9 protein-coding genes and 1 CRISPR repeat array are annotated in these 11385 nt (G+C 59.9%); of the genes, 8 read left to right on the top strand and 1 reads right to left on the bottom strand.

From position 1 onward, the window contains the following. Positions 1 to 695, bottom strand: a 695-nt coding sequence (locus G0P99_RS15395) for a hypothetical protein (protein ID WP_203583128.1), incomplete at its 3' end; no start/stop codon positions are given. A 987-nt stretch (positions 696 to 1682) separates the two neighbouring features. On the opposite strand from G0P99_RS15395, the gene cas3 reads away from it, so the two are divergent. The 8 genes from cas3 to cas2e are packed head-to-tail and all read left to right on the top strand — an operon-like array spanning position 1683 to position 10027. After that, positions 1683 to 4220, top strand: coding sequence for a CRISPR-associated helicase Cas3' (gene cas3 / locus G0P99_RS15390; RefSeq protein ID WP_164131362.1), 2538 nt, complete (start codon positions 1683 to 1685; stop codon positions 4218 to 4220). After that, on the top strand, positions 4210 to 5751 hold the full coding sequence (locus G0P99_RS15385; RefSeq protein ID WP_164131360.1) for a CRISPR-associated protein Cse1: 1542 nt from the start codon (positions 4210 to 4212) through the stop codon (positions 5749 to 5751). Before cas3 ends, G0P99_RS15385 begins: the two co-directional genes overlap by 11 nt. Next, positions 5738 to 6271 (top strand): type I-E CRISPR-associated protein Cse2/CasB, encoded by a 534-nt coding sequence (locus G0P99_RS15380; RefSeq protein ID WP_164131358.1) that lies wholly within the window; start codon positions 5738 to 5740, stop codon positions 6269 to 6271. The genes G0P99_RS15385 and G0P99_RS15380 overlap by 14 nt, the downstream gene beginning before the upstream one ends. After that, positions 6264 to 7409, top strand: coding sequence for a type I-E CRISPR-associated protein Cas7/Cse4/CasC (gene cas7e, locus G0P99_RS15375; protein ID WP_164131356.1), 1146 nt, complete (start codon positions 6264 to 6266; stop codon positions 7407 to 7409). The genes G0P99_RS15380 and cas7e overlap by 8 nt, the downstream gene beginning before the upstream one ends. Continuing rightward, positions 7406 to 8119, top strand: a complete 714-nt coding sequence (gene cas5e / locus G0P99_RS15370) for a type I-E CRISPR-associated protein Cas5/CasD (RefSeq protein ID WP_164131354.1) — start codon at positions 7406 to 7408, stop codon at positions 8117 to 8119. Before cas7e ends, cas5e begins: the two co-directional genes overlap by 4 nt. Beyond that, the gene (locus G0P99_RS15365) at positions 8116 to 8865 is read left to right on the top strand and encodes a type I-E CRISPR-associated protein Cas6/Cse3/CasE (RefSeq protein ID WP_164131352.1); all 750 of its coding nucleotides are present in this window, start codon (positions 8116 to 8118) and stop codon (positions 8863 to 8865) included. The genes cas5e and G0P99_RS15365 overlap by 4 nt, the downstream gene beginning before the upstream one ends. Beyond that, complete coding sequence (gene cas1e, locus G0P99_RS15360) at positions 8859 to 9734, top strand: type I-E CRISPR-associated endonuclease Cas1e (protein WP_164131350.1); 876 nt, start codon at positions 8859 to 8861, stop codon at positions 9732 to 9734. The genes G0P99_RS15365 and cas1e overlap by 7 nt, the downstream gene beginning before the upstream one ends. Then, the gene (cas2e, locus tag G0P99_RS15355; RefSeq protein ID WP_164131348.1) at positions 9734 to 10027 is read left to right on the top strand and encodes a type I-E CRISPR-associated endoribonuclease Cas2e; all 294 of its coding nucleotides are present in this window, start codon (positions 9734 to 9736) and stop codon (positions 10025 to 10027) included. The genes cas1e and cas2e overlap by 1 nt, the downstream gene beginning before the upstream one ends. Before the next feature lie 64 nt (positions 10028 to 10091). Beyond that, positions 10092 to 11279: direct repeats of the CRISPR family, unit length 29 nt; unit sequence GGCTCCCCCGCACACGCGGGGATAGACCC. Positions 11280 to 11385: the final 106 nt, after the last annotated feature.

Raw genomic sequence — 11385 nt, 5'->3', positions numbered from 1 at the left:
GAGTAGGTCCGCGTGTTGCCCTGAGCGTCTTCGACCGAAACCCTTTCGATCGTGTAGAGGCCGGGGTTATTGACACCGGAAATCAGTCTTTGAATACTTGTCTCATCTGGTACGATCATCAGCGACCAGGGTCTGAAATCCGTGCTGGTTGAAGAAAAGGAATAGCTGATTTCGCGATCAAACCAGACGACGATACTGGACACTCCAGCCAGGTCATCGGTCGCGTCCGCAAATGCCGTAAGGACGGCATTCCCACCGGACAGGTCGATCCGATCAGGGACATCCAGGGCGATCAGCGTGGGGGGCGTGGTGTCAGGAGTGGACCCGACGAGTTCGATCTCGGTATTGAACCCGAGCGCGGTCAATTCGCTGGTCGAGTAGGTTCGCGTGTTGCCCTGGGCGTCTTCGACCGTCACCCTGTCGATTGTATAGATGCCGGGGTTATTGACACCGGAAATCAGTCTTTGAATACTTGTCTCATCTGGTACGATCATCAGCGACCAGGGTCTGAAATCCGTGCTGGTTGAAGAAAAGGAATAGCTGATTTCGCGATCAAACCAGACGACGATACTGGACACTCCAGCCAGGTCATCGGTCGCGTCCGCAAATGCCGTCAGGACGGCATTCCCGCCGGACAGGTCGATAACGTCAGGAAGGTCCAAAGCTGTCAGTGTCGGGGGAGTATTGTCAATCAAAATGGCACCTCTGGAAACCGTAAACAGTGGAAAAGTTATTTCGCTTTTCAGCCTTACAATCAATACGGTAATTTTACCCCGCACCATCAATCCTGAGATTGGGAAAACTGGACGCCCATCATCGAAGCATTTTGGACTGGGTGGCTCGCAAACGCGCGACCCTGCAATTAATTTGCTGAAAGCAATATCCGGCCCCCGCTCCTTCCCCCCGCCTTGCAGGGGAAGGCCCTTCGCTCCCTGATCCGTATCCGCACGATGCCAGTTCTCGATGGCCAGTCGCTTCCCCGCAGGCCTCTCACCTGCCCCGCCTTGGCCGCCTTACGCCTTGACGGTCCCCGGTCTACCGATTGGGCCTCTGCTCCCAGAACGACAGCCGGTGGGTTTCGTAGTCGTGTTTCTGCGCCAGCCCAGAAGGAGTCGGTTTGGCGCGGGGTGGGGTAGTCCCCGGATCATCTTCTGCGCTTGGTGGCCGGTGAGCAGGCGTACCGTAGCGACCATCTTCCAATCAGCAACGCATGGAAAACGGTCGGTCCAAACCATACGCGGCGGGACCTCCGTGATGATGTCGTGCTCCTACGGAATGCCCGCTGACAGATTGGAAAGCACTCTCTGAACAGTCGAAGTGTAACAATCTCCGAAAAACTTTCAATCAGCACACTAGATGGCTGAGGCGAGAGGCGCTTGTTGGTGCAACAAAAAGCCTCAATCGCCCTGAATGACCAAAGAGCTACATCGATCTATCAGTGACCGCTATCAGTGGTCTCTATATCGAAAAGATGCAGATTCAGAGTTTCCTTGGCCAACCTTTGTTGAACTACTCGATCCCTTCGATGAGGACGTAGCACCACTTGAAACTCTTCACGAGTTCCCAGCGGAAATGAAAAAAGTGAAGAGGTTTTTTCCAAACAACTTGAAGCAGTGATCATTCGTGCGCAATGATAACGTGATCATTCGAAACCTATTGCACTAAACGTATTGCAGACTGCAATGACAACAACGAAAACTTCGGCCAAACCTGTTGGGGCTTGGGGTAAGGCAACCGCTGGCTCAGCCGAAACCCATCACCTTGCGCACCATTCTGCTGACGTTGCCGCGGTCTTCCTTTCTCTGATGGCTCAACCTATCTGGGCGACCCGTGCCTCAACGGCGCTTGGTAGGATGATGAGTGCCGATGAAATTTCTTGCCTTGGCGCACTCGTTTTTATTCATGACATCGGCAAGCTTGCCCCAGGCTTCCAAGCAAAAGCATGGCCGGACACCTTTGGACTCCGCCTGATCGGACATCTGGAAGCTGGTTGGCACTGGGCTGCGATGCCGCGAGAAAACGCGCTAGCGGGGGCCGCTTCACATCTGGCCGGATGGCCAAACTTGCGCGAATGGTTTGCGGCGATGCTGGCTCACCATGGTCGCCCAGTGCCTATGCCTTCCAGTGGGGAAGCAAATGCTGCCTATCCAGTCCTGCCCGATTATGACTGGAGGCAGGAAGAGGCGTTGCTGGGGCGTTGCCTGCTGGATTGGTTTCCAGCCATTACCCGAGCAACCGCTCCACCTCCCGAGCCGCGACTCGTGCATCTGTTCTGCGGCCTACTCACACTTGCGGACTGGGTCGCCTCGGACCGGCGGGCATTCGAGTATGCGCCGAGGTTCAGTTCCGACTACTGGCATACCGCACAAATCCGGGCTCGTGCACGGGTAGCTGAGATTGGGCTGGCTGTCAGCCCGCCACTTCGCGGGCCGGCGGACTGGTCGCTTATCTCGGACCATTCCGCGCCGCGCCCGGCGCAACAGGCGGTGAAGGAGCTATTGCCTGACGAACGTCTCATCCTGCTGGAGGCCGAAACCGGTTCGGGCAAAACCGAGGCTGCACTCTGGCACTTTGCCGCGCTACTGGAGGCAGGGAAGGTCGATGCGCTGTATTTCGCGGTACCAACCCGAGCGGCAGCCCGGCAATTGCATGGGCGGATAAACAAGGCCTTGCGGCGAATGTTCGAAACCCCTCCTGAGGCGGTGCTAGCTATCCCCGGACAAGCCGTTGCTGGCGAGGCAAAAGCGCAGATTCTTCCAGGGTTCGAGTTGCTTTGGGATGATGGTGCAGTTGCTCCACAGCGCTGGGCTGCCGAACACTCTGCTCGCTATCTGGCGGCGCGCGTGGCGGTAGGGACAGTCGATCAGATGGCGCTTGGTGGTTTGCAAATTAAATTTGCCCATTTGCGCGGCGCAAGTCTATCGCGCGCCCTTTTGGTGATTGACGAAGTGCATGCCTCGGACCCGTACATGACCGAGATACAACGGGCTATGGTACAGGCGCATCTTGACTTGGGAGGGTACGCATTTCTCATGTCGGCCACTTTGGGTGCAGTGGCCCGGCGCCGCTGGAGGAACGAGGCGCCGTCAGATCTGATAAGTGATGCGAATTTGCCCTATCCTGCGGTCTGGACATCGAAGGGGCTGCACACGATCCCCGCTGATCCCGGCGGGACAAAGGTGGTGCAGATGGAAATCCATTCGGGCTGGTCCGGTGCCGAGGCAGCGCAACTGGCCGAAGACGCGGCAAAGCAAGGTGCGCGCGTCTTGGTTGTCCGCAACACCGTAGTCCGGGCGCAGGAGACATTTGCGGTATGCAGTGTCACTGCCAGCGACATGCTTCTTTCGGTAAAGGGCATTCCAACCCTGCATCATAGCCGCTTCGCTCCCGAGGATCGGGCGATGCTAGACAGGGCCGTCGAACAGGCTATCGGAAAGGAAAGTCCCCAAGGGGGGCGCATCGTCATCGGAACACAGACACTAGAGCAATCACTCGATCTCTGTGCTGATCTTCTGATCACCGACCTATGCCCAATGGATGTGCTGCTCCAGCGCATCGGGAGATTGCACCGCCATCGTCGCCCACGGCCGGATGGATTTTCACAGCCTAGGGTCATCGTCTTGTGTCCCACCGAAGGATTGGACCCTTTGACACAGTACGCGGAAAACGGACTCGGCGCGCATGTGGGCGGCCCAAGCCTTTCAGGCGTCTACGTCGACGTTCCGGGATTGCAGGCAACTCTGGAGCAGATTGAGGACCAACCGGTATGGTGTATTCCACAGATGAACCGTGCTTTGGTGGAAGCGGCAACTCATCCTGAAGCCCTGGAACCGTTAGCTGCGAGACATGGCTGGATGGGCTATCGCCAGCGTGTTGTCGGTAAGGCCCTGGCCGAGATGCGAACGGCGGAGCTGGTAATGCTGGACAGGAAGGTTCCATTCTTGGACCCAGAGCAACGAGTGCTTTGTTTTCCCGATGATGAGAAGATTCGCACCCGATTGGGCGAGGAAGGTGTGATCCTGACACTCCCCAAGGGCATTCTCGGAGCATTTGCCGCACCCATTAGCCGCATCATGCTGCCGGCGCATTGGTCGCATGGCCTGACGGGAGAAGAGCAAGTGCAAGTCGATCCCGGCCAAACGATAAGGATGACTGTTTCTGACATGGAGCTGCATTACAGTCCGGCGGGGCTGCAGAAAGGAGGAGGCAATGACGTTTGACCTGCTGTTTGAACCGTTGATTCAGACCGATGCAGGCTGGCAAAATCTGCCTGGGCTGCTGAGCGCGATGACACGGAACGAGGTAAAGAGCTTTCCTGCCCTGCGGCCGCACCAACGCCCGGCTTGGCATATGTTTCTAGTGCAGCTTTCAGTTATGGCTCTGGACCTCGCGGGCCACTGCGACCTGCCTCAGGATGAAGATACATGGCGCGACGCTCTGCGCACCCTGACGTCCAAGTTTCCCGATGACCAGCCGTGGCATCTAGTTGCCGCCGCACACGATGACCCGGCTTTTCTGCAACCCGCCGATCCGGGCGGGTTGAAGTGGTCCGAAGTGTCGACCCCAGATGCGCTCGACATGCTGATCACTTCCCGCAACCATGATGTGAAGCGCGAGATCGCAAGAAACGCCGCTCCACAGGACTGGATCTTTGCGCTGGTAAGCCTTCAAACGATGGAGGGCTTCGGTGGGGCTGGAAACTACGGTATCGCAAGGATGAACGGGGGATCATCCTCACGCGTGCTGATGGGGCTTGCTCCAGCACGTGCAGATGGGTTGCACATAGACCCCTCGGCATGGTGGAAACGCGATGTGTCATGTCTACTAGCCGAGCGCATGGGGATTGGCGGTACTACCCTGATCTGGCAGGAGCCTTGGCCGGAGGGCCAGTTACTGGACCTCGGGGCACTGGATCCACTTTTTATCGAAGTCTGCCGCCGCGTCCGACTTTCCTATATCGGTGGCCGCATCATGGCTGAGCGTAGCACTTCAAAAGCAGCGCGGATCGCAGGGAAAGAGGCGAAGGGAAACACCGATGACCCTTGGGCACCCGTGCATCTGTCCGAAGGGAAAAGCTTTACACTGGGCGATCAAGACTGGACCCACGACCTCTTCTTCCGGCTCCTGTTCAAGTCTCCACCTGAATGGGCGGCTCCGCCGTTGGCGATCCGTCATGCGGACGAAGCGACCACGCCAATGCTGTTGTTGGCCGAAGCTTTTGCCCGTGGCAATTCCAAGACCGAAGGGTTCAAGTCGCGAGTCGTACCCGTACCATTGGCACAGGTACGCGATCTTTTCGGCGAAAGACCACAAGCCATCGCGCCTGGTGTGCTGGCAGACATCGCCGGGGTCAGCAACACCTTGGTCGGAGCACTGGAACTGACTGCATCGGAAGGCGATAGAGAAAAACGCAGGGAGACCAAGTCAACCGCGAAAGGACGCAATAGGCTGTCCAACATTACTGCAGCTGCCCGCGAAGCGTTGCAGCGACAGGCGGACCTGATGTTCTTTCCCGAACTATGGGCGCGCTTGAGCGTAACGACAGATGCTGGCTTCACACCATTGCGGCACGCTTTTTTGGAACGTCTCTCGTGTATAGCGCGCGACGAGTTCGCCCGGGCGCTGCCAGCGATTCCCTGCGTCTCGCTGATGCGGCCACGGGCCGAGGCACGAGGGCGCCAGGAACTGGAAAAGGGGTTGGCCAAAGCGATGGCCGGGACAAGAGAGGAGGACACGCATGTCGAAGCCTGAAAGCGAAATTGCGCACCGGGCGCTGGCAATTGCAGCAGCACTGGCCACGGCCGACCCCGGCGACAAGGCCGAGGCTCGACGGATGGGATCTGCAGGCTCTGGCCTCTTTTGGCGACAGTTGGCCCGACTGAATATCCCACAGGAACAAGAACGCAACTGGCTGCTTTTCACCAGACTTGTCGCGCTGATGACCCCGGCCAGCCGAGGCGAATCGATACATGAGGGAGATCGACATCTTGGAGCAGTGCTTGCCGACGGCGGAGATCGCTCCAAAGCCCTGAACCTGCCGGATGCCAAGCCCTTTCTTTCGGAAACACGTTTTGCGCGTTTTCTTGCGGCTCGCGGCTCTGCGCGGGCCGACAATCTTGAACGCATGATCCGAATGTTGGCGCGACGTTCACCGACTCTCAATGTTGTGACACTCGCCCATGCGACCATAGGCTGGTCCGACGATCGCCTCGCTGCAGCATATTACAAACGCATTGACCAATCGCATATCAAGGAACACCAAGATGCCTGAGCCTCGCTTCCTGCAAATCCATTTCCTCGCGCCCTACACTGCCGCTCTTTTGAACCGCGACGACTCTGGGCTCGCCAAGCGGTTGCCCTACGGAGGTGCCTTGCGCACGCGTGTGTCGTCGCAGTGCCTCAAGCGCCATTGGCGGTTGGCGGATGACCCGCATGCGCTGCACACCATAGATGGTGCTGATCTGGCCTATCGGTCGCGAGAAATAATTGATCGCAAGGTCTTTGGCGACTGGTCGGTGTCGGTGGACCCGGATGTGATAAAGGTCGTCCGCGATACGCTTGTTAAAGCCGTCTACGGCGAAAAAGGCGTCGATAAGAAGTCTCGCCAGACCCTGCTTTTGGGGCAGGTTGAGGTAAATTATTTGATAGAGACAGCGAAGCAACTGGTTGCCGAGGCCTCCGGTGACGCCAAGGCTGCTAAGACAGTGGCCGAAGCTTGGGCTAAAGCTGGCAAGGCCAACCTAAAGGCGATGAGCGAAGGCGCAAGGCTACCAGGAGGGCTGACCGGTGCCCTATTCGGGCGCATGGTGACGTCAGATCCAAAGGCCAATATCGAAGCGCCTGTCCACGTCGCCCACGCATTCACCGTGCATGCCGAGGAAGCGGAGAGCGACTATTTCATCGCGGCAGACGATCTGGCGCGCGACGAAGATACCGGTGCCGATACCATCCAGGAAACCGAGCTGACGTCGGGCCTGTTTTATGGCTATGTCGTCGTGGATCTGCCCGGCCTGATCAAAAACCTTGGTGGCGGTTCAGATGCAAACCGCCTTGCCGGTGATGTCCTGCACAACTTGCTTTATCTGATCGCCGAGGTTTCGCCCGGCGCAAAACTGGGATCGACAGCGCCCTATTCGCGCGCCTCGTTCCTGTTGGTCGAGGCCGGCGACCGACAGCCCAGGACGCTGGCCGAAGCGTTCCGCACGCCCTGCGCCGCCAATGCCGGGGTCGCAGTCGGCCGTGTGGCTGAACACCTGACAGCCCTCGACACCGCCTATGCCACGGGCGAGGCGCGGCGGGTGATGTCCCTGGCCAATGCGGACATTCCCGGAGCCGAACGCGGCACGCTAGCCGACCTGGCAGGTTTTGTTCGCGGCCTACCCTCACAACTGTCAGGGCTTGCCGCATGACGCAGCGCTGGCTCCACCTGCGTCTGAGCGCGCCGTTGATGGCCTTCGGCGGCGTGCTGATCGATCAGGTCGGCCCGACGCGCGACTTTCCATCGGCCTCGGCCCTGACCGGGCTGCTTGCCAACGCGCTAGGCTGGCAGCGTGAAGACGGGGCCGCACATCAAAGCCTTCAGGATCGGATGGAGTTCGGTGCGCTCATCGCCCGAGAAGGGCGACTTGTGACGGACAACCAGAACGCTCGCGTGTATGAAGAAGAACCAGGTTGGACAACTTACGCTCAACCCGAAACGAGAAACAAAGGCTCCACTTATTCCAATGCACCGCTAGCCGCCCAACAGGGGAACCAAGCTGGTCGCAAGTGGCTGACCCACCGCCGCAGGCGGGACTACCTAGCCGACCACGATTGCCGGGTTGTGCTGCGCCTCGCAGCCGGTGACGGCCCAGACCTTGAGACGCTTGCAGCCGCGTTGGATCGCCCGGCGCGGCCTCTGTTCATTGGCCGCAAGCCCTGTCTACCATCTGCGCCGCTGTTTGCTGGTTGGGTCGAGGGCGAGGATGCTCGTGCCGCGCTGGTCGCGCTGGCGTTGCCGGGCCGCGCCCTCTGGCCGAGTTCAGGCGATGAGCCTGGCTATGACATGCCCGACCTGCGCCACTGGGTCAGTGGGTTGCACGGCGGCAGCCGCTGGGTCTGCGAAGGAATGCTGCCATGACCCTGCATCTGGTTGAACTGCCGCTTTCTCTGCGGGCATTGCACTTGTGGGCAGGTGAGCGCAAGCTGGGGGCTGGTTTTGACGAAGGCGTGGCTCTGCACCATCTGATTGGCGAAGTCTTCGGACCAGCAACACTGCAACCTTTTCGTCTGCTGGTGGCTCCGCGTGCGCGTACCGGTACACTTTATGCCTATGCCGCCGACGACGCGAACGAACTTCGAAAGCGCGCACTTCCCGGGCTGACCCCGGCGCACGCTGCAGTAATCGACCTTGAACGGTTGCGGAGCCTGCCGCGACCCTCGTCGGCATGGTCCATGGGCCAACGCTTGGGTTTCGACTTGCGCATCCGGCCAGTAGTGAGGATCGCCTCCGACTTGCACGGAGCCAATAACGACGGCAAGCCAGTATCTTTCCGGAAGGGTGCTGAGATCGATGCCTTTCTTGCCACCGTCCTTCGCGACCGTGAGAATACCCGCGAAGGCGCTTATCTGGACTGGTTGGCCGCGCGGTTGGGACCGGCAGCCAACCTGGATCGCACCGCCACGCGCCTTGCCAGTTTCCAGCGCAGTTGGATACAGCGCAATGGGAGACGAGTTGAAGGACCAGATGCCGTGGTGCATGGCACGCTCACCATAACCGACCCGGCAGCCTTTGCCGAACGGCTGGCACGCGGCGTGGGGCGCCATCGCAGTTACGGCTACGGCATGCTGCTGTTGCGACCACCGCAGAAGGGGATCAGATGCTGAAGGGACGGCTTGGGCTCGACAGCGCCAAAGTGCCATATGCCGATCGGGCGGGTTGCCTCTACTTGGCTCGTGGCGCCCTGACAGCCCGAGACGGCACGCTCTCCTTCTTGCAGGGCCAATCCACACCAGCCGACGCTCTGGAACCAGGCGATTACGCCATTCCCTTACAAGGCATCTCGATAATCCTGCTTGGTCCCGGATCAACAGTCAGTCATGAAGCGCTGCGCTTGTTGGCCCATGCCCGCACCGCGCTCGCTGCCGTCGGCGAAGATGGTGTGCGACTATACACTGCACCCCCCATGATCCCGGACCGCTCGGGTCTTGCCCGTCTTCAAGCCCGGATTTGGGCCGATGACGATCTTCGCATCATGACTGCGCGGCGTATGTATGCCCTGCGTTTGGGAGAATTGCTACCCCATTCAGATCTCAACGTACTTCGTGGCATCGAGGGCGCGCGGATGAAGGAATCTTATGCGCTGCACGCCCAACGTATCGGAATCCGCTGGCAAGGGCGCCGCTATGACCGGGCCGACCCGTTGAGTGCAGATTTGCCCAATCAGGCACTGAACCATGCTGCAAGTGCTGTGGAGGCTGCAGCTGGTGTTGCCGTCTGTGCTACCGGCACCATACCTCAGCTCGGCTTCATCCACGAGGACCCGGGGCAAAGTTTCGTTCTGGATGTCGCCGACCTTTATCGCGATTCTGTGACCATTCCCTGCGCATTCAAGGCGGCCAAACTCGCCTCGGAACGACCCGCCGAGAATCTGGAGCGCGCAACGCGCCGTTTGACCGGAACCGTCCTTAGTCGTCAGGGCATCATCCCGGACATGATCGAGCAAATCAAGGCACTGATAGAAGGTAGGAATTGATGGCGCTCACTATCATTGTGACCCGGGATGTCGAAATGCGCTACCGTGGCTTTCTGACTTCAGTCATGTTGGAGGTTTCCCCTGGCGTCTATGTAGCACCCGATATGTCAACCGCCGTGCGGGGCCGAGTTTGGAACGTGATGTCGGACTGGTGGCAAACGCTTGGTCGCGGCTCCCTGACAATGGTCTGGCGCGACACCGCGATGGTCGGCAATATTCGGATGGAAGTATTGGGCGAGCCCGCAAAAAAAATTGTTGATGCTGATGGCGTCTTGCTCGTTAAACGGAAGTAACCGAGAGGAAACTCGCCCAAGCGCTCTTTGACATTGTCGAAACTTCAATGGATTGTACGCGAGAGGCTCCCCCGCACACGCGGGGATAGACCCGCTCGCCCTGTTGTCGTGGTCACAGGGTAATAGGCTCCCCCGCACACGCGGGGATAGACCCTGCGTTGACGGGAATGACTTTGTTCCCGCCGGGGCTCCCCCGCACACGCGGGGATAGACCCTACAACCAGCAGCTTGCGGCGGCACAGATGCGGGCTCCCCCGCACACGCGGGGATAGACCCGGGACACCTCTTGCCGTTTGGGCCGGGATTTCGGCTCCCCCGCACACGCGGGGATAGACCCATCTTCTGGAATAATGGCGCCTTGGATTTCGAGGCTCCCCCGCACACGCGGGGATAGACCCGGCGACTTCATCGCCCGCGAGGATACGATCTAGGCTCCCCCGCACACGCGGGGATAGACCTGAACGACCTCGCCCGCGACCGCATGCCTGCGGGGCTCCCCCGCACACGCGGGGATAGACCCTGATCCAGCGCGCCCATCTGCACCTGTGTCGCGGCTCCCCCGCACACGCGGGGATAGACCCCAGCCGATCAATGAAATCACGGCGCTGTTGTCGGCTCCCCCGCACACGCGGGGATAGACCCATTGGCGACAATGCGTGGATTGTGGCGCGGGCGGCTCCCCCGCACACGCGGGGATAGACCCCTTATTCGCGGCCTTGGCGTCGAACCGATACTGGCTCCCCCGCACACGCGGGGATAGACCCCCGCCCCCGGTGACGGACACAAGGCCAATGTCGGCTCCCCCGCACACGCGGGGATAGACCCATCGCGAACCGCACAACCGCCGGTTTCGACATGGCTCCCCCGCACACGCGGGGATAGACCCCCCTTGGGGTAGTCGACCAGGATCAGGTCCATGGCTCCCCCGCACACGCGGGGATAGACCCGGCGCGGGCGATAGCGGTAAGGGAGGGGTGGCGGCTCCCCCGCACACGCGGGGATAGACCCTTCCCTCCCGTCACGGAATGCCACGCGATGCTGGCTCCCCCGCACACGCGGGGATAGACCCACATTGGAGGGCACGCAACGCCGCATCGGGATGGCTCCCCCGCACACGCGGGGATAGACCCGTGGCTGGCCCCCTCGTGTGGTTTGACGATTTGGCTCCCCCGCACACGCGGGGATAGACCCGTTGATGGTGTAGTCCATACGGCAGCCGCACCGGCTCCCCCGCACACGCGGGGATAGACCCGCCTTTTCGGCTGCGTTGAATACACTCAATGTTGATTTCCACCCAGAAGTGAGCCGGGTTTTTCATCGAGAAGTGAGCCACCTCTGTTTATGGATTTCGGGTTATG

It is taken from the genome of Ruegeria sp. PrR005, assembly GCF_010500245.1.
Classification (GTDB): domain Bacteria; phylum Pseudomonadota; class Alphaproteobacteria; order Rhodobacterales; family Rhodobacteraceae; genus Ruegeria_B; species Ruegeria_B marisflavi.
The sequence above is the reverse complement of the archived record's forward strand: the minus strand, read 5'-3'. Positions and strand labels throughout refer to the sequence as shown.

Bases quoted from the DNA above. Each gene is read 5' to 3' on its own strand.
- cas2e (WP_164131348.1), top strand. From the start codon at position 9,734: ATGGCGCTCACTATCATTGTGACCCGGGATGTCGAAATGCGCTACCGT.
- G0P99_RS15385 (WP_164131360.1), top strand. From the start codon at position 4,210: ATGACGTTTGACCTGCTGTTTGAACCGTTGATTCAGACCGATGCAGGC.
- cas7e (WP_164131356.1), top strand. From the start codon at position 6,264: ATGCCTGAGCCTCGCTTCCTGCAAATCCATTTCCTCGCGCCCTACACT.
- cas5e (WP_164131354.1), top strand. From the start codon at position 7,406: ATGACGCAGCGCTGGCTCCACCTGCGTCTGAGCGCGCCGTTGATGGCC.
- G0P99_RS15380 (WP_164131358.1), top strand. From the start codon at position 5,738: ATGTCGAAGCCTGAAAGCGAAATTGCGCACCGGGCGCTGGCAATTGCA.
- cas1e (WP_164131350.1), top strand. From the start codon at position 8,859: ATGCTGAAGGGACGGCTTGGGCTCGACAGCGCCAAAGTGCCATATGCC.
- cas3 (WP_164131362.1), top strand. From the start codon at position 1,683: ATGACAACAACGAAAACTTCGGCCAAACCTGTTGGGGCTTGGGGTAAG.
- G0P99_RS15365 (WP_164131352.1), top strand. From the start codon at position 8,116: ATGACCCTGCATCTGGTTGAACTGCCGCTTTCTCTGCGGGCATTGCAC.